We start from the raw sequence: 23,637 nt of genomic DNA, 5'->3' as shown, positions 1-23,637 counted from the left end.
GAAAACACCGAAGGCCGCCCCTCGGGCGGCCTTCGCGAAGTCTTTCGTCACGCGCAGTCAGTGGGCCGCCGGATGAGCGGTCCACCACCAGTTCTGGGTCGAGTGCGCGAACATGCAGCCGACCTTAACGCATCCGCCCGTGGCGCCGCGGCACTTTCCGTGTCCCGGGACGTGCCGCGGCGCCGAGCGGCCTCAGACGATCATGTTGTACGTGTTCCAGCCGCCGCCGATCCTGCTCCGGCCCGTGAAGGGCGCGGAGGCGCTGCCGGTGCCGCGGTAGAGCCAGAGCACGCCGTCCTTGTCGCGGGCGACCAGGTCGGGCACTCCGTCGCGGTTCAGGTCGCTCGGGCCGTTCAGCGCGTTGTAGACGTACCAGCCGCCGCCGACCCTGGTCCGGCTCGCGAACGGCGCCGTGGCGCTGCCGGTGCCGCGGTAGAGCCACAGGACGCCGCTCTTGTCGCGGGCGACCAGATCCGGCCTGCCGTCACCCGTGAGGTCGCCGGTGTCGGTCAGCGCGTTGTAGATGTACCAGCCGCCGCCGATCCTGCTCCGGCTCTCGAACGGCGCCGAGGTGCTGCCGGTGCCGCGGTAGAGCCACAGGACGCCGCTCTTGTCGCGGGCGACGAGGTCCGGCCTGCCGTCGCCGGTGAGGTCCCGGGCGCCGGTGATGGTGTCGTAGACGGACCAGCCGCCACCGACCCGGGTGCGCTTGCGGAACGGCTCCGTCAGGTCGCCGCTGCCCTGGTAGTACCAGAGCACGCCGCTCTTGTCGCGGGCCACCGCGTCGCCGGTGCCGTCCGCGCGCAGCGCCGTCAGCGTGGTCACCGCGTTGTAGGCGTCCCAGCCGCCGCCGATGCGGAAGCGGCCGAAGAACGGGGAGGACGCGCTGCCGGTGCCCTGGTACTGCCACAGCACGCCCGACGAGTCCCGGCCGAGGATGTCGTAGCGGTTCGTGCCCGCGTCCGGCGCGGTGCCCTTGACCAGTTGGACGTCCGAGGCGCGGACCCAGGCCAGCCGGTGGTTGTAGCGGATCGGGTAGAAGACCGTGTCGCCCACGACCACCGTGCGGGAGCCCTCGCCCGAGCCGTCGATGTTGCCGCTGTTGAAGTACGAGCCGTTGACGGCCGAGCCGGCCAGCGCGTACTTCTGCCCGGCGAGGACGCCGTACTTGGTCAGCGACGCGGTGTTGTCGTCCTGGACATCCACTCCGGTGTCCGTGTACGCGCCGTCCTCCGGGTACGTGCGCCCGTACACCGGGACCGTGCCGACGCCCGACTTGGGCGTGATCACGTCCGGGGTGCCGACGGCGGTGGCGAACTGGCCGCCCCGGTTGTAGAACCAGGCCTTCTTGCCGCCGTACCAGATGGCGGTCCAGTCCTGCCGCGCCTCGGCGACGACGTACTCGCCGCCGGCCACGACCTTGTTGGCCCAGTTCCAGCCCTCGGTCCAGGTCTGGCTGCCCAGGTACGGGTCGGTGAGGGTGGCCGAGCCGGTGGTCGGCGAGGAGTACAGGTACGTGAAGTTCGCGGGCTGCTTGGCGACCGCGGACCCGCCGTTGGTGAGCTTGGGCCGGTTCGCCGTGGTGAACGGCGGCACGACCCGGATCACCTGGCCGGCCTTGTACGGGCCGCCGGGGCCCTCGGCGCCGGTGGGCGCGCCCAGCAGCTCCATGTAGTGGTTCCAGTCCCAGAACGGGCCCGGGTCCCAGTGCTGGGCCTTGACCTTGGCGTCCAGGACGCCCGGCACCTCGTCGTGGCCGATGATGTGCTCACGGTCCAGCGGGATGTCGTACGTGCCGGCCAGGTGCTTCACCAGGGCCGCCGAGGACTCGTACTGCGGCTCGGTGTACCAGCTGCCGTCCTTGATGGCGTAGCCCTCGTGCTCGATCCCGATCGAGTGCATGTTGAGGGACTTGTTGCCCGCGTGCCACGCCTCGTTCTTGTTCTCGACCATCTGGGTGACCAGGCCGTCGGAGGCGCGGATCAGGTAGTGCGCGCTGGCGTACGTGCGGGAGTTCTGGAAGACGCCCAGGGCGCTCTCGTAGCTGCCCTCGGTGTCGTGCAGCAGGATGGAGTTGATCTCGTGGCCGGCCGCGGGGCGGCTCGCGACGCTGTAGTTGCCCCAGTCGTCCAGGCTGCTGCTGTTCTGCTTGAACGCCGCGGGGCGGAAGTCGCAGTTCAGGCCGGTCGGGCAGTCCGGGGTCGCGGCGGCTTCGGCGGTGTAGGCGGCCGCGAGATCGAAGTCCGTGCCCCGGTCGGGCTCCACCGCCGGGTCGGCCGGCAGCGTGAGGTACTGGCCGTCCACGGTGAGGCGCCGCTCACCGGTCTTGATCGACTCGAACACGCGCTTCGCGAACAGCTCCGCGCCCTTGTGGTCCGTGGCCTGGCTGGCACGCGCGACGGCCGGGTACCAGGCGCCGGGGTCCTCGGGCAGCGAGCCGGTGGCGTCCTCCTGGTACTTGGCGAGGAGCGCGGCGCCCGCCCTGATGCTCTCCCCGGGGTCGCTCCGCACCTCCTCCGCCGACGCGTCGATCAGCCCGGCCGCCTCGTCCAGGGTGTGCAGCCGCGGGTCGCTCGTGTCGACGGGCTTCTCGCGCAGGCTCGCCAGGGCCTTCTCGGCGTCGAAGTTCTTCTCGATGGCCGGGTCGCCGCTGCGGTTCATGTGCTCGAGCTGGTGCTCGCGCTCGTCGGCGTCGCCGTCACCGAGGTCCTTGGGGTCGACGTCCGTGAGCCCCATCACGTTGTAGGCGCCGGTGGTGCTCGGCAGCCCGTCGTGGTCCTCCCAGCGCGTCTGCCGGTACGAGACCGCCATCAGCACGCTCCGCGGGACGTCGAACTCCTCCGCGGCCTTCTCGAACTCCGCCTGCAGCCGGACGTCCGGGGCGGCGGCCGCCTTGGCGTCGTCCGAACCGAGCAGGTTCGGCGAGGCCAGGGCCAGGGTGCCGGCCGTCGTGGCGGCGGCGACGACCGAGGCGACACCGTAGACGAGCAGTCTCTTCTTCTTGCGGTCTCTGCGATGATCCGCGCTCAAGTCCCACCCCTGATATGCGCTCGGTATGTATGTGAGATGTCTGTGATTCAAACTTCAAAGGCGCGTGAGGTTACCAACCGCCGCCCCGCGGTCCGCGCCGGGGTGCTGTCTCACCTGTCGAGCCGTACGAAAACCGCGTGACAGGACCCCGTAGGGTTGAGGGGTGACCGTGAACGCTAAGACCGGCCCGAGCGCCGGCAACACCTGGCGAGACCTGCCCGCGGCGCAGCAGCCCGAGTACCCCGACACCGAGGCTCTGCGCGCAGTGATCGCGGACCTCGAGTCGTATCCGCCGCTCGTCTTCGCGGGCGAGTGCGACCAGCTGCGCGCCCGGATGGCGGCCGTCGCCAAGGGAGAGGCGTTCCTCCTCCAGGGCGGCGACTGCGCCGAGGCCTTCGACGCCGTGTCCGCGGACCACATCCGCAACAAGCTGAAGACGCTGCTCCAGATGGGCGCCGTCCTCACGTACGCCGCCTCCGTGCCCGTGGTGAAGGTCGGCCGGATCGCCGGCCAGTACTCCAAGCCGCGCTCCAAGCCCACCGAGACCCGCGACGGCGTGACGCTGCCGACCTACCGCGGCGACTCCGTCAACGGCTTCGACTTCACCGAAGAGGCCCGGATCCCGGACCCCGAGCGGCTCAAGCGCATGTACCACGCGTCGGCGTCCACGCTGAACCTGGTGCGCGCCTTCACCACCGGCGGCTACGCCGACCTGCGCCAGGTGCACGCCTGGAACCAGGACTTCGTGAAGTCCTCGCCCTCCGGCCAGCGCTACGAGCAGCTCGCCCGGGAGATCGACCAGGCGCTGAACTTCATGCACGCCTGCGGCACGGACCCGGAGGAGTTCAAGACCGTCGAGTTCTTCTCCTCGCACGAGGCGCTGCTGCTCGACTACGAGTCGGCGCTCACCCGCGTCGACTCGCGCACGGGGCAGCTGTACGACGTCTCCGGGCACATGGTGTGGATCGGTGAGCGCACCCGGCAGCTGGACCACGCCCACATCGAGTTCGCCTCGCGGATCCGCAACCCGATCGGCATCAAGCTCGGCCCGACGACGACGGCCGAGGAGGCGCTCCAGTACATCGAGCGGCTGGACCCCGAGCGCGAGCCCGGCCGGCTGACGTTCATCGTCCGCATGGGCGCGGACAAGATCCGCGACAAGCTCCCCGAGCTGGTGGAGAAGGTCACCGCGTCCGGCGCGACCGTCGCCTGGATCACCGACCCGATGCACGGCAACACCTACGAGGCGGCCTCCGGTCACAAGACCCGCCGCTTCGACGACGTGCTCGACGAGGTCAAGGGCTTCTTCGAGGTCCACAAGGCGCTCGGCACCCACCCGGGCGGCATCCACGTGGAGCTGACCGGCGACGACGTCACCGAGTGCGTGGGCGGCGGCGACGAGATCTTCGTCGACGACCTGCACCAGCGCTACGAGACGGCCTGCGACCCGCGGCTCAACCGCAGCCAGTCGCTCGACCTGGCGTTCCTGGTGGCGGAGATGTACCGGGACCAGTGATGGCCCGCCCGTCGGACGGGCGGTGAAATGGGGCGCGGGTCACACAGGATCCGCGCCCCCTCCACTTTTGCCGACCTTGCGCGATGGGTAAGGTTAGGTTTGCCTCACCGATCAGTCGGGCCCTCCGGTCGTCGGTACGGCACGACCTTGTACCCCGCTCGGGAGGTGAACCGCGTGTTCGTCTGCAGCTGCTTCGGTGTCACCGAGGAACAGGTGAGGAACCACGCGGAAGCCGGCGCCTGCACGCCCCGGCAGATCGCCTCCGCCTGCAAGGCGGGCACCGACTGCGGCGGCTGCGTACGTCGCATCCAGGCGCTGCTCGGCCGCGGCGCCTGCCCCCGCCGGCAACTGGCCGACCAGGGTGAACCGGTCCTCGCGGAGCTCCCGGAAGCGGCCTAGCCGCGGTGAGCGGTCCGACTACAGGGAGCCGGGGCCGGACGGGTCCGGCTGGACCTGCTCGATGACCGTCGACAGGTAGAGCGACTCGCCCAGCTTCTCGATCAGCTCCAGCTGGGTGTCCAGGTAGTCGATGTGGTGCTCCTCGTCGGCGAGGATCGCCTCGAAGACGTTGGCCGACGTGATGTCGTTCTTGGCCCGCATCACCTCGATGCCGCGGCGCAGCCGGTCGATCGCCTCGACCTCGACCTCCCGGTCGGCCTGGAACATCTCGGTCACGCTCTGGCCCACCCGCACGTGGAAGAGCCGCTGGTAGTTCGGCAGGCCGTCCAGGAGCAGGATGCGGTCGGTGAGCACCTCCGCGTGGCGCATCTCGTCGAAGGACTCCGCGCGCGTGTACTTCGCGAGCTTGGTCCAGCCCTTGTGGTCCTGCAGCTTCGCGTGCAGGAAGTACTGGTTGATCGCCGTGAGCTCGGCGGTCAGCTGCTCATTGAGGAACTCGATGACCTCGGGGTCGCCCTGCATCGCTTGACGCTCCTTCGAACGGGAACTGGCCTGTTGCGCCGCATGATTGCACCGGCATCGAAGATCGTCCAGTAAGTCTCTACTTAGTAAGTAAGTACAGGCTTAGTCGTGATCGTCGGTACTTGTACGTGTTTGCCCGAATGTAAGTGGGGCGGGTCAGGGGCATCGGTCCGGGTCTGTCAGGATGGAGGCATGGGTCAGCCGGTGGGACGCGAATCGGGAGAAGGCGGTTCGGAAGGAGCGTCGCGGTTCGAGCTCCCACCGGGACAGCGACTGCAGCGCGGCTGGCCGGTCACGCACTACGGGCCGGTCCCCAAGTTCCGCCCCGAGCGCTGGGAGTTCCGGGTCTTCGGCGCCACCGCCGACGGCGAGAAGCACGGCTGGACCCACGACGAGTTCACCGCCCTGCCGTACACCACGGTCGTCGCCGACCTGCACTGCGTCACGAAGTTCAGCATGCTCGGCTCCGAGTGGGGCGGCGTTCCGGCCGCCACGATCCTGGACCTCGCCCCGCCCGCGCCCGCCGTCACCCATGTGATGGTGTGGGCGGAGTACGGATTCAGCTCGAACCTCCGGCTGTCCGACTTCGCCGCCGAACGCACCCTGTTCGCCACCCACAAGGACGGCGAGCTGCTCACCGCCGAGCACGGCTTCCCGCTCCGGCTGGTCGTCCCGCACCTGTACGCCTGGAAGGGCCCGAAATGGGTCCGCGGCATCGAGTACATGACCGCCGACCGCCGCGGCTTCTGGGAGGAGCGCGGCTACCACAACATCGGCGACCCGTGGCAGGAGCAGCGCTACTCCTACCAGGAGGAGCCCGGGGACGGCCCCGAACTCTGACCTGGCGTACGGCCCCCGCGGGTCAGCCGTCGCGCAGCCTCTTCAGCCGTTCCACGTCCGCCGCGTGCCCCTCCTTGCCCCCCGGTGTCTCGATGACCAGCGGCACGCCCTCGGTCGCCGGGTGGGTCATCAGCGCCCGGAACGGGTCCTCGCCGATGTGACCGGCACCGATGTTCTCGTGCCGGTCCTTGTGGGCCCCGGCCACGTCCTTGGAGTCATTGGCGTGGATGAGCTTCAGCCGGCCCTCGCCGACCGTGTCCACCAGCAGGTCCAGGGTCCGGTGCATGCCGGACGGGCCCGTCAGGTCGTGCCCCGCCGCGAAGATGTGGCAGGTGTCCAGGCACACGCCGAGCTTCGGGTGGGCGTCCAGCGCCTCGAAGTACGGCCCGAAGTCCCAGGTCCGCGAGCACAGGGACGCGCCCTGGCCGGCGGTCGACTCCAGCAGCAGGTACGGGTCGTCGTCGTGCGTCAGCTCGTCGAGCAGCGGCAGCAGGTACTCCCGCACCTGCTTCAGCGCCACCGACCGCTCCCGGCCGCCCGTCGCGCTGCCCGTGTGCACGACCACGCCGAGCGCCCCGATCGCCCGCCCGCGCCGCAGCGAGTGCCGCAGCGAGTCCACCGACCGCTCCACCGTCGCCTCGGTGTGCGAGCCGAAGTTGATCAGGTACGGCGCGTGCACGTAGGCGGGGAGCGACCCGGCCGCGCAGGCCTCCCGGAACGCCTCGTCCTGCTTCGGGTTGCCGACCGGGGTGGCCCAGCCGCGCGGGTTGGCGACGAAGACCTGCACGGTCTCCGCCTTCAGCTCACGGGCGTAGGACAGGCCCACGGAGTGCAGGCCGCCGGCCACGGGGACGTGACCCCCGACGGGGTTGCGCGGCATACGGGAGGAAGAAGACGCGGTGCTCATGACCCGACCAAGGATGCCAGGACGTGTGGGCGGACCTCGGATCAGGGTACGACCGCACCAGCGCACCGGCGCTGCCGAGTCAGGGGAGGGTGCGTGGGGGACGTCGTCAGCTTGGCGCTGCCCAACGGCGGCCGGGTCCTGGTCGAACCCGTCGACGAGTACGTGTAAGGCCTCCAGGAGATCTCGGTCAACGGGAGCACGGTGGTGGTCCGGCGTGCCCAGGAAGGGCTCGGCGAGGCCCTCGACGGCATCCGGCGCATGGCCGCCGAGGCGCACGCGCGCATGACGTCCCTCGACGTCGCCCCGCAACGGCTGGAACTGGAGTTCGAGGATAAGCTGGGCGGGAAGCGGGTGCGATGGTGGCCAAGGCGACGGGAGAGGCGAAGGCGCACTGGCCGTTGGCCTGCCCAAGATCGCCGTGCAGGGTGAGCACCGAGACGTCCTCGTGGTGGCTCCCACCGGTGTAGCGGTGCCCGCCACCCGGGGAGCCCGTCAGTTTCAGTCCGCTGCTCAAGGTCACCATGACCGTGGCGTGCGGGTCGTCCTCAAGCCGTCCGCCCATGGCCGACGTCACGACATGGGCGCAGGTCAGAACGTAGCGGGGCGGGACGACCCCGACCGGGTTCCCGGCGGGGCCGAGGATGCTCACCTGCCAGTCGTCGGTGACGGCCGTCCGCACGACCGGTTCCGCCCCCAAGACGCCCTCCCCCCGTCCGCCTCCGCACGCCCCGACCGTCTGCGGAGCCGCCGTAGGAGCGGTCCCCGGCGGGGGAGCGGAGAGGGCAAGAGCCGTTGATCCGGGGCTGGTTGACCACTTGTTCGGCTTGTTCGACCGCCCGTGGCGCGCGACGGCCGGCCCCGCCCGCGTCCGCTCGGCGGGCCGTCTCGTCAGCGGATCGTGAGGGTGACGGTCGACCCCTTGGGAGCCGTGTCCCCGCCGTCCACCGACTGGTCCTTCACGGTGTCGCCGAACAGCCCGAGCAGACCCCGGTCCTCGTCCACCTGGAAGCCGGCGTCCTTCAGCGTCCGCTTGGCGTCGTCCACGCTGTCGCCGACCACGTCCGGGACCTCGATCATCTCGGGGCCCTTGGACACCGTGAGCGTCACCGTGTCGCCCTCGGCGGCGCGGCTGCCCGCATCCGGCGTCTGCCGGGCGACCTGGCCCTTTTCGTACTCGGAGTTCACCTGCTCCTCGGCGACCTTCACCTTCAGGCCGGCCTCCGTCAGCTCGGCCCGCGCGTCGGCCAGGTCGTCGCCGGTGACGTCCGGGAGGTCGATCGGGCTGCCCTTGCTGACGACCAGGGCGACCGCCGAGCCCGCGCGCACCGTGGTGCCCGTCTTCGGCTTCGTGGAGACCACGAAGCCCTTGGGGACCTCGTCGCTGAACGCCCGGGTCACCATGCCCGGCTCCAGCCCCTCGTCCTTCAGCAGGGTCCGCGCCCGGTCCAGCTTGTAGCCCTGGACGTCCGGCAGCTTCACCGTGTCGGGGCCGTCGGAGATCGTGAACGACACGGAGTCGTTCTTGCGGATGCGGGTACCCACCCCGGGGTCGGTGCTGATGACCTTGCCGCGCTCCACGGTGTCGCTGTAGGCGTGCCGGACCTTGCCGACGTCCAGCCCGGAGTCCTCCAGCCGGTCCCGGGCCTGCGCCTCGGTCTTGGACAGCAGCGGCGGCACCTTGGTGAACTGGCCGGAGTTGATGTACCAGACGCCCGTGCCGACGCCGAGTACCAGCAGGACGGCCACGACGATCGCCAGCGGTCCGCGCCGCAGCTCCGGACGACGGCGCCGGGGCGGCGCAGGCGGGGGAGCGGCCAGCCGGCTGGTGCGGTTGACGCCGTCCGCGGGGAAGCCGTTCGAGGCGATCCCGTCCGAAGAGCCGTCGTTCTCGTCCTCGTTGACGGGCAGCGGCCGGGGCATGGTGAGCGCGCGGGGGATCACGCTCGTGCGGTCCTCGGCGTTGTCGTGCTCTCCGGCGAGCGCCTGCGGCGGCACCGCGTCCAGCTGGTCCGCGCTCAGCGCCCCGCGCGCCTGGCGGGCCTGCGCGAACAGTGCCACGGCGTCGTGCGGCCGGATCTCCGGGTTGCGCGCGGTCGCCGAGGCGACCAGCTCGTCCAGCTCGTACGCCATCCCCGGCACGGCTGCCGACGGCGGCGGCACGTCCTCGTGCAGGTGCTTGTAGAGCACCTGGGCGGGGGAGTCCCCGTCGTGCGGCTTGCCGCCGGTCAGCATCTCGTACAGGACGACGCCGCAGGCGTACACGTCGACCCTCGGGTCGGCGGTGCCGTGCTCGATCTGCTCGGGCGCCAGGTAGGAGACGGTGCCGAGGACGGACCCGGTGGTGCTGGTGACCGTGTCCACGGCCCGGACCAGGCCGAAGTCGGCGACCTTGACCCGGCCGTCGTCGCCTATCAGGACGTTCTCCGGCTTCATGTCACGGTGCACGAACCCGGCCCGGTGCGCGGCACCGAGCGCGGCCAGCACCGGCTCCAGGATGTCCAGCGCGGCCCGCGGCCTCAGTGCCCCGCGCTCGCGCAGCACGTCGCGCAGGGTGCAGCCGGCGATGTACTCCATGGCCAGGTAGACGTACGCCCCCTCGGCCCCCTGGTCGAACACCTGTACGACATTGGGGTGGTCGAGCCGGGCCACCGACTTCGCCTCGCGGATGAACCGCTCCACGAAGCTGGCGTCGGTCGCGAGCGTCGGGTGCATCACCTTCAGCGCGAGCACGCGGTCGAGGCGGGTGTCCACGGCCCGATAGACCGTGGCCATCCCGCCGACCGCGATCCGCGCCTCGACGCGGTACCGGCCGTCGAGCACCTGCCCGACGAGAGGGTCCTGAAGGGTCGTGTCCACGCAGGTGAGTCTACGAGCCACCACGGACACCCGGCGTCGCCGCCGACGAACGGGGGCGGTACTGCAGCGCACCTGTGACGCTTCTTACGCCCACGCACGCACGGCCGGCCGCCGACGGCGATGTACCCCCACGGGCGAGGCCCGCCTCTGGTCCGACCGGAAACGGGTGGTACGTGAGTGGGAGAGGAAACGGCAGGACAGCCCAGGGCTACTGAAAAGCGGGCCGCTCCGGATCCAGCACCGCCAAGCCCTCCGCGGGAGACGACGCCTCGGCGAAATGCCGCCGCGGAATTCGCCCCGCCCGCCGGGCCGACCGCCCCGCCTCCACCGCGGAGCGCATCGCGGCGGCCATCAGCACCGGCTCCTGCGCCCGCGTCACCGCCGAGGCGAGCATCACACCCGCACACCCCAGCTCCATCGCCAGCGCCACGTCCGATGCCGTACCCGCCCCCGCGTCCAGAATCACCGGCACGCGCGCGTGCTCCACGATCAGCTCGAAGTTGTGCGGGTTGCGGATGCCCAGCCCCGACCCGATCGGCGAGCCGAGCGGCATGATCGCCGCGCACCCGACATCCTCCAGCTTCCGCGCGAGGACCGGGTCGTCGTTGGTGTACGGCAGCACCGTGAACCCGTCGTCGACCAGCGTCTCGGCCGCGTCCAGCGTCTCGATCGGGTCCGGCAGCAGGGTGCGCTCGTCGGCGATGACCTCCAGCTTGACCAGATCGGTGCCGAGGGCCTCGCGCGCGAGCCGGGCGGTGAGGACCGCCTCCCCGGCGGTGAAGCAGCCCGCCGTGTTCGGCAGCACCCGGATGCCGAGCTTCTCCAGCACCGACAGCACGGACCCGTGCACCGAGGCGTTCACGCGCCGCATCGCGACGGTCGTCAGCTCGGTCCCGGAGGCCACGAGCGCGCGCTCCAGCACGTCGAGGCTGGGCGCCCCGCCGGTGCCCATGATCAGGCGGGACCCGTAGGACGTACCGCCGAGGACAAAGGGATCGTCGGCCATGGTCAGCCTCCCTGGACGGCGGTGAGGACTTCGACGCGGTCGCCGTCGGCCAGCGTGGTGGCGGGCCACTGCGCGCGCGGGACGACGGTTTCGTTCAGGGCGGCGGCCACTCCGGACGGCGCCGCGGTGAGCGTGCCCACCAGGGCGTCCAGGGCCGTGCCGGGCGCCACCTGGCGCGGCTCGCCGTTGACGGAGATGTTCATGCGGGCTGCTCCGAGACTTCCGGGAGTGCGGGGACGGCGCCGAAGCGCCGGGGGGTGAAGGGGCGGGCCTCGGCCGGCAGCTCCCCGGTGGTCAGGGCGTGTGCCATGGCGTCGCCGGTGACCGGGGTGAGCAGGACGCCGTTGCGGTAGTGCCCGGTGGCCAGCAGCAGGCCCTCCAGCCCGGTCGGGCCGAGCAGCGGGGCGTTGTCCGGGGAGCCGGGGCGCAGACCCGCCCGGGTCTCCGCCAGGGGCAGCTCGGTGATGCCGGGGACCAGCTCGTGGGCGTCGCGCAGCAGCTCGTAGACGCCGCCCGCGGTGACCGTGGTGTCCCAGCCCAGCTCCTCGCTGGTGGCACCGACGACCAGCTCGCCGTTCTCCCGGGGCACCAGGTAGAGGGGGTTGCCGCGCACCACGGCGCGCACCGTCCGGTTCAGCAGCGGCCCGTGCGTCCGCGGCATCGTCAGCCGCAGCACCTGCCCCTTCACGGGCCGCACCGGCGGCAGGACGTCGTCCGGGACGCCCGTGAGCCGTCCGCTCAGGCTGCCGCCGGCCAGCACCACCTGCCCGGCCCCCAGCGCGGTGCCGTCGGCCGTGACGACACCCGTGGCCCGCTCGCCGCCGCGCACGACGGTGAGCCGGTCGGCCCACGCCCGGTGGAAGACGACGCCCGCGCGTTCGCAGGCGGCCACGAGGGCGCCGGCGAGGCGCCGCGGGTCGATCTGATGGTCGCCCTCCACCCGGAGCCCCCCGCGCACACCCGGCGCGAGCATCGGCTCCAGTCGCCGGCACTCGCGCCCCGTCAGCCACTCGGACTCCAGGCCCGACCGCTGCTGCAGCGCGTGCAGTTCCCGCAGGTGGGCCCGGTCGTCGGCGTCCAGCGCGACGGCGAGGGTGCCGCACCGGCGGTAACCGAGGTCGTGGCCCGTGAGGTCGGCCAGCTCGGCCGCGAACTCCGGGTAGCGGCGGGCCGAGGCGAGGTTCAGCGCGAGCAGTGTCTGCTCGCCGTAGTGCAGCTCCGTCACGGCGGCCAGCATCCCGGCGGCCACCTGGGCGGCCCCGCCACCCGGCTCGGGGTCGACGAGGGCCGTGGCGAGCCCGCGCTGCGCGGACCGCCAGGCGGTGACCAGGCCGATGATCCCGCCGCCGACGACGAGGACGTCCGGCGTAAGCGACGGCGCGGCCGTCGCGTGCGTGGCGGCCGTCGCATGCGTCGCGGCCGTCGCGTGCGTCGCGGCAGATCTGGACACGGAAGCGGAAGTCGGTGGTGACGACATGGGCGTCCAGCCCCTCCCTTCGCCGGCATGACCCGGATCAGGTTCGTACGGTCGGAGGCCGCCAGCCTCCCTCTCAGCCCGGTGCGTCCGGGCTCCCGCGAGTGCTTTACGTTGGCCACCCTAGCCCGCAGCGCACCGCACTTGTAAGGGAGCCTCCGCCCGTGGCGCGTTCACTCGACGGTCTCGTTCTCGCCCCCGTCGCCGACCAGGCGCCCGGCCAGGTGGGTACGCGGACCCGGTTCACCTACCACGAGCAGGACGGCGCCGTATGGGCCGAGTACGCGGGCGGTGACGTCGTCCGCGGCCGTCTGGTGGGCACCAGGGAGGGCGACCGCCTCGACTTCCGGTACGTGCAGCTCAAGACCGACGGAGGTACGTCGTCGGGGCACTGCGTGTCGACTGTCGTCGAGCTGCCGGACGGGCGGGTGCGCCTGGACGAGACCTGGGAGTGGGAGTCGCGGCGGGGCAGCGGGACGAGCGTTGTGGAGCAGGTCACCGAACGCGAGCACTGACTGACGGATCGTCGGTGTCTAAGGTGATCAGGTGAGCGAGCAGACGCAGGAGCAGACCGGGGAACGGGGAGCGGACGCGGAGCGCCGCGTGGTCGTGGTGGGCGCGGGCATGGCGGGGGTGCAGACCGCCGTCGCGCTGCGGGAGCAGGGCTTCACCGGCACCGTGACCCTGATCGGCGCGGAGCCGCACCAGCCGTACGACCGTCCCCCGCTGTCCAAGGCCGTCCTGCTCGGCACGGCCGAGGGCTCGGCCTTCGACGTCGACTTCGAAGCACTCGGCATCACCCTGCGGCTCGGCCGCGAGGCCCTGGGCGTCCGCCCCGACGCGCACGTCCTGGACACCTCCGACGGACCCGTGCCGTACGACGTCCTCGTCCTCGCGACCGGCGCCGAACCGATCCGGCTGCCCGGAGCGGAGGGCGTCCCCGGCGTTCACCTGCTGCGTACCCTCGACGACGCCGAACGGCTGCGCCCGGTGCTCGCCCGGCAGCACGACATCGTGGTCGTCGGCGCGGGCTGGATCGGCGCCGAGTTCGCCACCGCCGCGCGCGAGGCGGGCTGCGCCGTGACCGTCGTGGAGGCCGCCGACCGGCCCCTCGCCGGCGCGCTGCCCGCCGAGGTCGCCGCGCCGATGACCGGCTGGTACGCCGACTCGGGCGCCGTACTGCGCACACACGCGCGCGTGGAGCGCGTGGAGCCCGGCGGCCCCGGGGAGCCCGGTCACGTCGTCGTCCTGGACGACGGCTCACGGCTGCCCGCCGGCGCGGTCGTCGTCGGCATCGGCGCCCGGCCCGCCACCGCCTGGCTCGCCGGCTCCGGGATCGACCTCGGCGCGCACGGCGACGTCCTGGCCGACGCCCTCCTGCGCACCTCGGCGCCGGACGTCTACGCGGTCGGCGACTGCGCGTCCTTCCCCTCCGGCCGCTACGGCCAACGGCTGCTGGTGCACCACTGGGACAACGCCCTCCAGGGCCCGCGCACGGTCGCCGCCAACGTCATCGGCGCCGCCACCGGCGAGACCCCGGCGGCCTACGATCCGGTGCCGTACTTCTGGTCCGAGCAGTTCGGCCGCTTCGTCCAGTACGCCGGTCACCACCTGGCCACCGACACCATGCTGTGGCGCGGCGACGCCTCGGGGCCGGCCTGGACGGTGTGCTGGCTGCGCGAGGACCGCCTGGTCGCCCTGCTGGCGGTGGGCCGCCCCCGGGACCTGGCCCAGGGCAAGCGCCTGATCCAGGCGGGCGCGGCGATGGACCCGCGACTGCTGGCCGACCCGGCGAGGCCGCTCAAGGCGGCGACGGCGTAGCCCCTTCGCCGGAGCGCGACGGCCCGGGTCGGACGGGTCCGGTTTCCGACTGTCAGTGCCAGATGGCAGGCTTGAGACGTGACCGAGATTGACGCAAAGATCGATGCTCTCGTGCCTGCCTGGCTCACCGTCCCCGACATCGCCGAGATGCTCGGCGTCGAGGTGACCCGCGTACGCCAGCTGATCAAGGAAGGCCAGCTCATCGCCGTACGGCGCGGTGAGAACCGCGCGCTGCACATCCCCGCGGCCTTCATCGACGAGGACAAGGTCGTCAAGGGCCTGGTCGGGACCCTGACGCTGCTGCGGGACGACGGCTTCACGGCCGAGGAGATGCTGGAGTGGCTCTTCACGCCCGACGAGACCCTGCCCGGCACCCCCGCCCAGGCGCTGAGCGAGAATCGCGGCACGGAGGTGAAGCGCCGCGCCCAGGCGCTCGCCGTCTGACCTGACAGGCCCCGCCCGACGTACGGGCCGCGACCCACGGTCCCCGGCGGCCATGACGGCCCGCGGTCCCGTACGCCACGGCGGCGACCCGCTGCCGCCGTGTTCCTCGGGACCGAGGGGGAGCCCGCGGCCTCCGGCAGGGGCGGCCCCCCGGTCCGGGGGGCGGGAGCGGCGGGGTCCCCGCTCCGGCGGGCCGGGAGCGGCGGCCTCCCCCGCTCCGGCGGGCCGCGAGGCGACCGTGGCGAGGCACGCTCCGTATCCTCGGGACACAAGCCAAGGCCGCGCGGTCCACCGCGGGCCCACGCCACCGATCTGGGGGACATCCGCATGCCCGACACCGCCGCGACAGCCCGCGCCCGGCTCGCCGACGCCCGGCTCTACCTGTGCACGGACGCCCGCCGCAGCCAGGGTGACCTGCCCGAGTTCCTGGACGCGGTGCTGGCGGGCGGCGTCGACATCGTGCAGCTGCGCGACAAGGGCATGGAGGCGGGGGAGGAGCTGGAGCACCTCCAGGTCTTCGCCGACGCCTGCGCCCGCCACGGCAAGCTCCTCGCGGTCAACGACCGGGCGGACGTCGCCCACGCCGCCCACGCCGACGTCCTGCACCTCGGACAGGGCGACCTGCCGGTGCCCGCCGCCCGCGCGATCCTCGGCGACGACGTCCTCGTCGGCCGCTCCACGCACGCCGAGTCCGAGGCCGCCGCTGCCGCCGTCCAGGACGGCGTCGACTACTTCTGCACCGGCCCGTGCTGGCCGACCCCCACCAAGCCCGGCCGCCACGCTCCCGGCCTCGACCTGGTCCGGCACACCGCCGCACTCGGCACCGACCGCCCCTGGTTCGCCATCGGCGGCATCGACCTCGGCAACCTCGACGAGGTGCTGGAGGCCGGTGCCCGGCGCGTCGTGGTCGTCCGGGCGATCACCGCGGCGGACGACCCGGGTGCCGCCGCGGCCGAGTTCGCGAAGCGACTGCGGCAGGCGTAGGCGAGTGCCGGAGGCATGTGTCCAAGGGGTGGACAACAACTCGACAATGCGGACAAATATCCCGCATCCGGTTGGGTGACCGCCGCCCCCTGGCTAACCTGCCCGTATGGCCCTCGGAACCGCATCCACCAGGACTGATCGCGCACGCACCGTGCGCGACATGCTCGCGTCCGGCAAGACGACGTACTCGTTCGAGTTCTCCGCGCCGAAGACGGCCAAGGGCGAGAAGAACCTGTGGAGCGCGCTGCGGCGAGTGGAGGCGGTCGCTCCCGACTTCGTCTCCGTGACCTACGGCGCCGGCGGTTCCACGCGCGCGGGGACGGTCAAGGAGACCCAGCAGATCGTCGCCGACACGACACTGACCCCCGTGGCCCACCTCACAGCCGTCGACCACTCGGTCGCCGAGCTGCGCAACATCATCGGCCAGTACGCCGACGCCGGGATCCGCAACATGCTGGCCGTGCGCGGCGACCCGCCCGGCGACCCGACGGCCGACTGGGTCGCGCACCCCGAGGGTCTGACCTACGCCGCCGAACTGGTCCGCCTCATCAAGGAGTCGGGCGACTTCTGCGTCGGCGTCGCGGCCTTCCCCGAGATGCACCCGCGCTCCGCCGACTGGGACACCGACGTGACGCACTTCGTCGACAAGTGCCGGGCCGGCGCCGACTACGCGATCACGCAGATGTTCTTCCAGCCCGAGTCCTACCTGCGCCTGCGCGACAGGGTCGCCGCGGCCGGCTGCGAGACCCCGGTCATCCCCGAGGTCATGCCGGTGACGAGTGTGAAGATGCTGGAGAGGTTGCCAAAGCTCAGCAACGCCTCGTTCCCGGCCGAGCTGAAAGAACGGATCCTCACAGCAAAGGACGATCCGACCGCTGTACGCTCCATTGGCATCGAGTTCGCCACGGAGTTCTGCGCGCGGCTGCTGGCCGAGGGTGTCCCCGGACTGCACTTCATCACGCTGAACAACTCCACTGCGACGCTGGAAATCTACGAGAACCTGGGCCTGCACCACCCACCGCGGGCCTAGACCGGTCGCACGTATTTACGACACACTGCGTAACGGCCACTGGGAGAGGGGCGTACATGGGCTGGACGGTCCTCTACATCGCGTTCGGCGGCGTCGCGCTGTGGCTGCTCGGTGAGGTGCTGCTGCAGTACAAGGCGCGGCTGCGCTGGCGGCTGCTCGCCTTCGGCGGCTTCGTCGGCGTCGTGGCCGGTGTGCTCATGTCGAACGTGATCGTCATCGGGCTGGGCGCGGCCGCGTTCGCCGTCGGCCAGACCTACGTCACGCTGTCGTTCCGCCGCGGCTTCGAGGCCGGGTGGGCGGTCAACGCCCCGGCGAGCCTCGTCGGCAGGCGCGGCCGTGCCGAACGGGACCGCCAGGAACCGACGTTGCAGGTGTCCGGACTCGAGGCGGCCGAGGGCGGCCGGGGCGACCACGACGCCTACGGCGACCGCGCGCAGGGCCACGCACCGGGTCAGGACGGCCTGTCCTACGGCAGCGACGACTACGACCGCGACGACTACGACCGCGACGACGTCTTCACCCCCGCCCGCCCCGCCGACCCCGCGGCCGCGGAGACCACCGCCGTCTACGAACCGCAGCCCATGCCGGACGACACCGGCTCGTACGGCGTGTACGCCGACGCCGGCTACGGCCACGACCAGCAGGCGCCGGCCGCGGCCGCGCAGGACGCCGACCAGTCCTACGCCTACGACTACTCGGGCTACGGGCAGCAGGGGTACGGCTACGACAACGGCGGCCAGCAGCAGTACGCCGCCTACTCCGACCCGTACATCGGCACCCACAACTACAGCGGGACGTCGTACGACACCGGCTCCTACGACACGACCGGCGGACAGCAGTACGGCCAGCAGGGCTACGGGCAGGACCAGTACGCCACCGGCACGCCCGGCGGCTACGGCGGCGACACCCCGGCCGGCGGGGTGTGGGTGCCGCAGCAGCGCAGCACAGACGACCCCTACGGCGGCGAACTCCCTCCGGAGCAGACGTACCCCTACCAGGGCAACGGCCGGACGCAGGGCCAGGGGCAGGACTACGACGAGCAGTACCGCTTCTGACGCGATCTCAGGGGTCGGTGGCCGGGGCCCGGCCCCTGACCGCTCACTGGGAGCCCCGGAACCCCGGTCCCTCCACGACGAGTCCGGCGACCAGCGCGCCCGACATTCCCGCGTGCGGCAGCCCTCCGCCGGGGTGCGACCAGCCGCCGACCGTGAACAGCCCGCCCAGGCGCGTGCCGTTCGCCGGGTGCAGCAGCCGTCCGTCGGCCCCAGCCAGCGACGGCACCGGAATCGCGCCGCCCTCCACACCGGTCGCCGCCGCGACATCGGCCGGGGTGCGCACCTCGTGCCACAGGAGACGGTCGCGCAGACCCGGTATCGCACGCTCGGCGGCCTCGACCAGGCGCTCGGCGTGGCCCTCGGCGTGCGCTTCGCCGCCCGCGGGCACCACCGAGGTCAGGGTGACCGCCTCGTGGTCCGCGTCGGGGACCAGCGCCGGGTCCTCGGGACGCAGGATCGTGACGGTCGGACGGGCGGGCAGGCCGGGGGCCGGACCGAACAGCGCGTCCAGCTCGGCCTCGCGGTCCGGCGCGTGCACCACCGTACGGTGCGCGGTGCCCTTCGGACGTCCGCCCCGAAGCGCCAGCAGCACCGTCAGCCGGCTCGCTCCACCGCGCTGTGGCGGCACCTCGTCCTCGCCCCGCGCCGTGGACCCGGCGCGGAGCCGGTCCAGCACACCGGGCGCCACCCCGGCGACCACGAACTCCGCCTCGGCCACCGTGCCTTCGGCCAGCTGTACGCCCGCAGCCCGGCCGTCCTTCTCGACGATCCCCGTGACCTCGGCGCCGAAGTGGAACTCGACCCGGCGGGCCAGGCACCGTTCGTACACCGCCCGGGCCAGCTCCCGCAGCCCGCCAGCGCGCACGTACCAGACACCGAAGGCGTACTCCATGTACGGCAGGACGGCGGTGTTCGCCGGGGCGGTCCGGGGATCCAGGCCGTACGCGAGCGCGTGGCTCTCCAGGAGGGCGGCGAGCCGGGCGTCCCGCAGCTCCCAGGCGCCGACCTCGGCGAGCGTGCCGGCCCGGCGGGTGCGCAGGAGCCGCTTGTGCGGGACCGCGGGATAGGGCTCGAGCTCCGCGAGCACCTTCCAGTTCGGCCACAGCGGCTCCTCCAGGAGGGGGCGGCGCGTCCGGTCCCAGGTCTCCCGGGCCCGCACCAGGAAGTCGCCCCAGCGCCGCGCGGCGGTCGAGCCGAGTGCCCCGTCCAGGGCGGCGACGACGCCCGCCCGTGAGGCGTTCGGCAAGGACACCTCCGTCCCGTCCGCGAACACGTGCCGTGACGACGGGTCGACCTGGACCAGCTCGACACAGGATTCCAGCGGCTCCTTGCCGGTCTTGACGAACAGATCGCGCCAGACCGCGGGCAGCGGCAGCAGACCGGGTCCGGTGTCGAAGGAGAAGCCGTCCCGCTCGACGCGGCCCAGGGCTCCGCCGTACGTCCGGGCCCGCTCGTACACCGCCACCCGGTGGCCCGCGACGGCCAGCCGGGCGGCGGCCGCCATCGCGCCCATCCCGGCGCCGATCACCGCAATCCGTGCCATGCCAGGGACTTTATCCGTCGCCGCCGACAATCCGGTCCCAGGGGCCGCCGGGCCGCCGGGCCGTACGCCTGCGGGGACGGCCGGCGACCGGTCCGGCCTGGGTACCGCGACGGGCGCGCGGGTGACCGGCCGGGAACGCGCCGCCGTGAGCCGGGGTGCGCACGACTGAGTACTCGTACCTAGCGGCCCAGATGAGTACGGGCGCGGATGGGCCCCTGCCCGCGTGAACGAGAGAGTGGAGGCACGGAGAGGGGCACGGCTCCGGAACCGGCGACACGGGGCGCCGGAACGGAGCCGGGCCCGCGATCCGCTCCTTCCGCCGGCCGCGGTCGGCGGGAGCGAGGCACGGGGGAACCCGGGGGAACGACCGAGAACGGGGGTTCCAACGGGGGGACGTACGGGGGAGCAGGAGAAGGCGCCGGTCCGACGGCGGCCCGCGGGGGACGCGGCCACCACGGACCGGCGCTCTTCGCGTTCCACCGGTGGATCGCGACCGCTCGCTGGATCGCGACCGCTCGCTGGATCGCGCCCGCTCGCTGGATCGCGACCGCTCGGCGGATCGTGAGCGCCCGGCGTCTCAGGGGCGGCCGCTCACGCGTCCCTGAAACAGCCGCTCACACGTCCCTGAAGCAGCCGCGACAGGGCCGCGTGCACGTCGTCGAGGGAGCGTTCCGGCTGGAACGACTTCCAGTCCAGCGCGGCGACCAGGACCATGCCCACCAGGGCGGCGGCGGTCAGCGGCACGTCGATCTCCTCGCTGAACTCACCGCTCGCCACGCCCTCGCGCAGCACGCCCTCCACGACCGCGACGGCCTCCTGCCGGACCACCAGCAGCGTGGACTGCCAGGCCCGGTTGGTACGCCACAGCTCGGCCACGTACAGCTGGGTGAAGGCCGGGTAGCGGTCGATGAAGACGAGCCCCGCGCGGATCATCGCGTCCAGGGCGTCGACCCGGCCGCGGCCCTCCCGCGCCGTCCGCTCCGACGCCTCCCGCAGCGACGCGGTGAGGAGGCCGACACCATGACGCAGCAGCTCCTCGAAGAGGACGGACTTGCTGGCGAAGTTGTAGTAGACCGTGCCCTTCGCCACCCCGGCGCGTTCGGCGATCTCGTCCACGGTGGTGGCGGAGAAGCCCTGCTCGGCGATGAGGGTGACGGCCGCCTCGTAGAGCTTCTGCCGGGTGGCCTCGCGGCGGCTGCTGCCCCGCGAGGTGGCGTTGCTGCTTTCCATGTCCCGATTGTCACAGCACTCCGCCCGGGGGCGTCACCGCAGGGTACGCGGCCCCGTTCTCGCCCCGACCCGAACCTACGATCGAAGGAAAAGCGCAGGTCACAACGGATTGTCAGTGGCATACCTCACTATGGGCACATACGGCGCCTCGTAACAGAGCGTGCCGTCACGGAGACGACAGGAGGATCGTCATGGCCCACTCGTCCGCAGCCGCCGCCCGGCGGCGCCGCGCAGCCGGCCCTGCACCCTCACTGACCGGCCCGGCGAGCGACGTGCACCCCGTGCTCCGCCGGACAACAGCCCCGCCCGCCGCCCTCGACCTGCTCGCCCAGGCCCGGGCCGGACTGGAGGAGGCCACCGTCCTCGAGACACCGAACGAGCGCTACGCGACGGCCCATCTGGCCGCCCTGCGCACCGCCGCCGCGGTGCTCGCCGCGCGAGGCCGCCCCGAGACGACCCCGCGGGCCCGGGCCCGTATCCGCAGCGCCTGGGAAGTGCTTCCCGAGATCGCGCCCGAGCTCTCCGACTGGAGCGCCCTGTTCGCCTCGGGTGCCCGGCGCCGGGCACGGGCCGAGGCGGGCATCGAGGGCGCGGCCAACCGCCGGGACGCCGACGACCTGATACGCGACGTGGCGATGTTCCTGCGCCTCGTGGAGCGGATGCTGGTCCTCCAGCCGGTCCTGCCCCAACCCCGCCCCGACGCGGACCACCCGGCCCCGGACCCCATCGCCCCCGACCACCAGGCACCCGGCCGCTCCGACTCCGGCCGTACCGACCCGGGTCGCCCCGATCCCGTGCGCTCCGACTCCGGGCGTCCCGATTCCGGGCGCCTTGGCGTCGACCGTCCGGACTTCGACCGTCCGGGCAGGGAGCGGTCGGGCGGAGACCGCGCGGGTCGCGAGCTGCCGGACACTGGATGAGCGCGCCGACGGGCCCGCCCGCCGGGCGCCTCCGGCCGAGGGCGCACCACGCACTGCCGAGCCGGGGTGACGTGGTGCGCCTCGGGGCGGGTGTGCGCGAGCGATCTCCGGTCGCGGCGGCCGGACGGAGTTCGCCATGGCGTCTGGTGGCGTGGACCGCACGGGGCGCCTCCGGGGCCGGTGGCACGGGGTGACCGGCCTGCGTACCGGAGGCAATAGGGTGGGAGGCGCCTGAAGCCTGCCCCTTCCCGCACCTGGGCCGGGGCGGCAGCCCGTTCGCTCCGCCCGTGCCCGAGGCGGTGCCGCGCCGAGGAGTCAACTGCCGTGTCGGACCCGATGCGCCCGCCCGTCTCCCAACCCCGCCCGCAAACGGCGTCGCCGCGCTCCGAGCCCTCGCGTTCCCGAGCCGCCCTTCGTACCGCCGTGGTCTGGGACGTCCTCCAGGATGCCCTCGACCGCCGGGTCAAGGCCACGGGCCGCCAGGCGCTGGACGTCCTGGACACCGGGGGCGGCAGCGGCAACTTCGCGGTGCCCGTGGCCCGCCTCGGCCACCGCGTCACCGTCGTCGACCCGAGCCCCAACGCCCTGTTCGCCCTGGAGCGCCGTGCCGCCGAGGCCGACGTCGCGGACCGCGTGCGAGGCGTCCAGGGAGACGCCCACGGCCTCTTCGACGTGGTCGAGCGCGGCGGCTACGACGTGGTGCTGTGCCACGGCGTCCTGGAGTACGTGGACGACCCCGCGGAGGGCATCCGCAACGTGGTGGCGGCCCTGCGCACCGAGGGCGTCCTCAGCCTGCTCGCCGCCGGGCTCGGCGGTGCCGTGCTCGCCCGCGCCCTCGCCGGCCACTTCACGGAGGCCAGGCAGGCCCTGGACGACCCGGACGGCCGCTGGGGCACGGGTGACCCCGTACCGCGCCGGTTCACCGCCGAACAGCTCACCGGACTGGTCGAGGCCGCGGGGCTCCGGATCGGCGCCGTGCACGGCGTGCGGGTCTTCGCCGACCTCGTCCCCGGGGTGCTGGTGGACACGGAGCCCGGTGCCATGGACGCGCTGCTGAAGCTGGAGGCCGCGGCGGCGGAACTCGCCGCGTTCCACTCCGTGGCCACACAGCTTCACGTGCTCGGTGAGACACGAGGGGCCCAAGAGGCCTGAGCCAGCTGCTGGGGTAAGGCGCTGATCAGGGACGCGACTGCACATGGAGTACGCCACAGGCCCCCCGAACGGGGGCCAGTCGCCGTATGATCGAGGGAGACCGCCCGGCATGACGGGTCGGCCGCTGGGGAATGGGAACTTCAGCGAGCCGGTACGGCCATGACGGAGACCGGTTGGCCAATTGGCGTAGAGGGGCGGGTTTCACGGGGGCGATTCCCTGCCTATCCTGAAGAGACCCCCCCGGGTCGCCCCGGCGACTGCACGATGAGGAGGACTCCGTGCCGCTCTCGGAGCACGAGCAGCGCATGCTCGAGCAGATGGAGCGAGCGCTGTACGCCGAAGATCCCAAGTTCGCGACAGCGCTCGAGGGAAGCGGGCTGCGTACGTACACCCGGCGACGGGTCTACCAGGCGGTCGCGGGCTTCCTCGTAGGTATTGCGCTCCTCATGGCCGGTATGGTCGCCCAGCAGGTCTGGCTCAGTGTGGTGGGCTTCCTCGTCATGCTGGGCTGCGCGGTCCTCGCCGTGACCGGCTGGCGGAAGGCGCCCAAACCGGGCGAGCAGCCGGCCGCCGCTGCCGGACCACAGGCGCGCCGTCAGCAACGGCAGAAACGCTCCATGATGGACCGCATCGACGAGCGCTGGCAACGGCGCAGGGATGAGCAGCAGGGCGGCCAGTAGCGCCCGATCCGCCGCTCACCAGGACATCTGCGTGAGGGGGTGACCACCGACCGGGTGGTCACCCCCTCACGCTTACCTGTGTGCGCCGCGCGCCCGGGGCGTGGCCCGGCCCACCCGGCGTCGGGCTCCAGGCGCCCGGACCCCGACGCCTGGCAGCCCGACAGCCTGGCAGCCCGACAGCCCGACAGCCCGGAGCCCAGGCACCCGGGGCAAGGCCGGTCGGTCGCT

21 protein-coding genes, 1 pseudogene and 1 riboswitch are annotated in these 23,637 nt (G+C 72.6%); of the genes and pseudogenes, 12 read left to right on the top strand and 10 right to left on the bottom strand.

What is annotated here, in order from left to right; translation table 11 throughout:
- Window positions 1-57 precede the first annotated feature (57 nt).
- A complete protein-coding gene (locus ACIQ6R_RS09775; protein WP_071528813.1) occupies window positions 58-114 on the bottom strand; it encodes a trp operon leader peptide in 57 nt (18 codons plus the stop codon).
- A 78-nt stretch (window positions 115-192) separates the two neighbouring features.
- A complete protein-coding gene (locus ACIQ6R_RS09770; protein WP_404220016.1) occupies window positions 193-3,030 on the bottom strand; it encodes an N-acetylmuramoyl-L-alanine amidase in 2,838 nt (945 codons plus the stop codon).
- A 163-nt stretch (window positions 3,031-3,193) separates the two neighbouring features.
- On the opposite strand from ACIQ6R_RS09770, the gene ACIQ6R_RS09765 reads away from it, so the two are divergent.
- Together ACIQ6R_RS09765 and ACIQ6R_RS09760 are read left to right on the top strand one after the other, a co-directional pair.
- Window positions 3,194-4,546, top strand: coding sequence for a class II 3-deoxy-7-phosphoheptulonate synthase (locus ACIQ6R_RS09765; RefSeq protein WP_404174361.1), 1,353 nt, complete (start codon window positions 3,194-3,196; stop codon window positions 4,544-4,546).
- Between the two features lie 165 nt (window positions 4,547-4,711).
- Complete coding sequence (locus ACIQ6R_RS09760) at window positions 4,712-4,945, top strand: bacterioferritin-associated ferredoxin (RefSeq protein WP_404220014.1); 234 nt, start codon at window positions 4,712-4,714, stop codon at window positions 4,943-4,945.
- Between the two features lie 18 nt (window positions 4,946-4,963).
- On the opposite strand, the gene bfr is transcribed toward ACIQ6R_RS09760, so the two are convergent.
- Window positions 4,964-5,467, bottom strand: a complete 504-nt coding sequence (gene bfr, locus ACIQ6R_RS09755) for a bacterioferritin (RefSeq protein ID WP_404174355.1) — start codon at window positions 5,465-5,467, stop codon at window positions 4,964-4,966.
- A 192-nt stretch (window positions 5,468-5,659) separates the two neighbouring features.
- Here bfr and ACIQ6R_RS09750 point away from each other — a divergent pair, with 192 nt between their 5' ends.
- Entirely contained in the window at window positions 5,660-6,307 is a 648-nt protein-coding gene (locus ACIQ6R_RS09750) for a sulfite oxidase-like oxidoreductase (protein ID WP_404174352.1), read from the top strand.
- Between the two features lie 22 nt (window positions 6,308-6,329).
- Here ACIQ6R_RS09750 and ACIQ6R_RS09745 read toward each other — a convergent pair whose 3' ends face one another.
- The 5 genes from ACIQ6R_RS09745 to thiO form a co-directional block, all read right to left on the bottom strand.
- Complete coding sequence (locus ACIQ6R_RS09745; RefSeq protein ID WP_404220012.1) at window positions 6,330-7,214, bottom strand: deoxyribonuclease IV; 885 nt, start codon at window positions 7,212-7,214, stop codon at window positions 6,330-6,332.
- A gap of 888 nt (window positions 7,215-8,102) precedes the next feature.
- On the bottom strand, window positions 8,103-10,070 hold the full coding sequence (pknB, locus tag ACIQ6R_RS09740) for a Stk1 family PASTA domain-containing Ser/Thr kinase (RefSeq protein ID WP_404220010.1): 1,968 nt from the start codon (window positions 10,068-10,070) through the stop codon (window positions 8,103-8,105).
- Window positions 10,071-10,278: 208 nt separating this feature from the next.
- Window positions 10,279-11,076, bottom strand: a complete 798-nt coding sequence (locus tag ACIQ6R_RS09735) for a thiazole synthase (protein WP_404174340.1) — start codon at window positions 11,074-11,076, stop codon at window positions 10,279-10,281.
- 2 nt (window positions 11,077-11,078) lie between these two features.
- Window positions 11,079-11,279, bottom strand: coding sequence for a sulfur carrier protein ThiS (gene thiS / locus ACIQ6R_RS09730; protein ID WP_404174337.1), 201 nt, complete (start codon window positions 11,277-11,279; stop codon window positions 11,079-11,081).
- The gene (thiO, locus tag ACIQ6R_RS09725) at window positions 11,276-12,526 is read right to left on the bottom strand and encodes a glycine oxidase ThiO (RefSeq protein WP_404220008.1); all 1,251 of its coding nucleotides are present in this window, start codon (window positions 12,524-12,526) and stop codon (window positions 11,276-11,278) included. The genes thiS and thiO overlap by 4 nt, the downstream gene beginning before the upstream one ends.
- Window positions 12,527-12,550: 24 nt before the next feature.
- Window positions 12,551-12,662, bottom strand: a riboswitch (TPP riboswitch).
- A gap of 52 nt (window positions 12,663-12,714) precedes the next feature.
- Between thiO and ACIQ6R_RS09720 the strand changes: the two genes are divergently transcribed.
- From ACIQ6R_RS09720 to ACIQ6R_RS09695, 6 genes are all read left to right on the top strand, one after another.
- Window positions 12,715-13,065, top strand: coding sequence for a hypothetical protein (locus tag ACIQ6R_RS09720; RefSeq protein WP_404220006.1), 351 nt, complete (start codon window positions 12,715-12,717; stop codon window positions 13,063-13,065).
- Between the two features lie 31 nt (window positions 13,066-13,096).
- On the top strand, window positions 13,097-14,371 hold the full coding sequence (locus tag ACIQ6R_RS09715) for an NAD(P)/FAD-dependent oxidoreductase (protein ID WP_404220004.1): 1,275 nt from the start codon (window positions 13,097-13,099) through the stop codon (window positions 14,369-14,371).
- 78 nt (window positions 14,372-14,449) lie between these two features.
- Window positions 14,450-14,815: an Rv2175c family DNA-binding protein gene (locus ACIQ6R_RS09710; protein ID WP_055416498.1), complete on the top strand. Its 366-nt coding sequence runs from the start codon at window positions 14,450-14,452 to the stop codon at window positions 14,813-14,815.
- 327 nt (window positions 14,816-15,142) lie between these two features.
- Entirely contained in the window at window positions 15,143-15,799 is a 657-nt protein-coding gene (gene thiE, locus ACIQ6R_RS09705; protein WP_404174328.1) for a thiamine phosphate synthase, read from the top strand.
- A gap of 106 nt (window positions 15,800-15,905) precedes the next feature.
- Window positions 15,906-16,829 (top strand): methylenetetrahydrofolate reductase [NAD(P)H], encoded by a 924-nt coding sequence (gene metF / locus ACIQ6R_RS09700; protein WP_404174325.1) that lies wholly within the window; start codon window positions 15,906-15,908, stop codon window positions 16,827-16,829.
- Window positions 16,830-16,885: 56 nt separating this feature from the next.
- Complete coding sequence (locus ACIQ6R_RS09695; RefSeq protein WP_404220002.1) at window positions 16,886-17,884, top strand: hypothetical protein; 999 nt, start codon at window positions 16,886-16,888, stop codon at window positions 17,882-17,884.
- A 43-nt stretch (window positions 17,885-17,927) separates the two neighbouring features.
- Here ACIQ6R_RS09695 and ACIQ6R_RS09690 read toward each other — a convergent pair whose 3' ends face one another.
- Window positions 17,928-19,427 (bottom strand): phytoene desaturase family protein, encoded by a 1,500-nt coding sequence (locus ACIQ6R_RS09690; RefSeq protein WP_404220000.1) that lies wholly within the window; start codon window positions 19,425-19,427, stop codon window positions 17,928-17,930.
- A 591-nt stretch (window positions 19,428-20,018) separates the two neighbouring features.
- Window positions 20,019-20,657 carry a TetR/AcrR family transcriptional regulator gene (locus tag ACIQ6R_RS09685; protein WP_404174316.1) on the bottom strand — a complete coding sequence of 213 codons (639 nt, stop codon included), beginning with the start codon at window positions 20,655-20,657 and terminating at the stop codon, window positions 20,019-20,021.
- Between the two features lie 191 nt (window positions 20,658-20,848).
- Here ACIQ6R_RS09685 and ACIQ6R_RS09680 point away from each other — a divergent pair.
- The 3 genes and pseudogenes from ACIQ6R_RS09680 to ACIQ6R_RS09670 all read left to right on the top strand — a co-directional run.
- Window positions 20,849-21,382, top strand: a pseudogene (locus ACIQ6R_RS09680) (SAV_6107 family HEPN domain-containing protein); the annotation flags it as partial.
- Between the two features lie 519 nt (window positions 21,383-21,901).
- Window positions 21,902-22,729 carry a methyltransferase gene (locus ACIQ6R_RS09675; protein ID WP_404219998.1) on the top strand — a complete coding sequence of 276 codons (828 nt, stop codon included), beginning with the start codon at window positions 21,902-21,904 and terminating at the stop codon, window positions 22,727-22,729.
- Window positions 22,730-23,007: 278 nt separating this feature from the next.
- Window positions 23,008-23,409, top strand: a complete 402-nt coding sequence (locus ACIQ6R_RS09670; protein ID WP_375916531.1) for a spore wall synthesis complex protein — start codon at window positions 23,008-23,010, stop codon at window positions 23,407-23,409.
- Window positions 23,410-23,637 lie beyond the last annotated feature (228 nt).

The organism is Streptomyces sp. NPDC096048 (assembly GCF_044763415.1).
Classification (GTDB): domain Bacteria; phylum Actinomycetota; class Actinomycetes; order Streptomycetales; family Streptomycetaceae; genus Streptomyces.
The sequence above is the reverse complement of the archived record's forward strand: the minus strand, read 5'-3'. Positions and strand labels throughout refer to the sequence as shown.

Excerpts from the sequence above, each read along its gene's own strand:
- ACIQ6R_RS09695 (WP_404220002.1), top strand. The coding sequence starts at position 16,886 with ATGGGCTGGACGGTCCTCTACATCGCGTTCGGCGGCGTCGCGCTGTGG.
- ACIQ6R_RS09735 (WP_404174340.1), bottom strand. The coding sequence starts at position 11,076 with ATGGCCGACGATCCCTTTGTCCTCGGCGGTACGTCCTACGGGTCCCGC.
- ACIQ6R_RS09745 (WP_404220012.1), bottom strand. The coding sequence starts at position 7,214 with ATGAGCACCGCGTCTTCTTCCTCCCGTATGCCGCGCAACCCCGTCGGG.
- thiS (WP_404174337.1), bottom strand. The coding sequence starts at position 11,279 with ATGAACATCTCCGTCAACGGCGAGCCGCGCCAGGTGGCGCCCGGCACG.
- thiE (WP_404174328.1), top strand. The coding sequence starts at position 15,143 with ATGCCCGACACCGCCGCGACAGCCCGCGCCCGGCTCGCCGACGCCCGG.
- ACIQ6R_RS09750 (WP_404174352.1), top strand. The coding sequence starts at position 5,660 with ATGGGTCAGCCGGTGGGACGCGAATCGGGAGAAGGCGGTTCGGAAGGA.
- bfr (WP_404174355.1), bottom strand. The coding sequence starts at position 5,467 with ATGCAGGGCGACCCCGAGGTCATCGAGTTCCTCAATGAGCAGCTGACC.
- ACIQ6R_RS09690 (WP_404220000.1), bottom strand. The coding sequence starts at position 19,427 with ATGGCACGGATTGCGGTGATCGGCGCCGGGATGGGCGCGATGGCGGCC.
- metF (WP_404174325.1), top strand. The coding sequence starts at position 15,906 with ATGGCCCTCGGAACCGCATCCACCAGGACTGATCGCGCACGCACCGTG.
- ACIQ6R_RS09685 (WP_404174316.1), bottom strand. The coding sequence starts at position 20,657 with ATGGAAAGCAGCAACGCCACCTCGCGGGGCAGCAGCCGCCGCGAGGCC.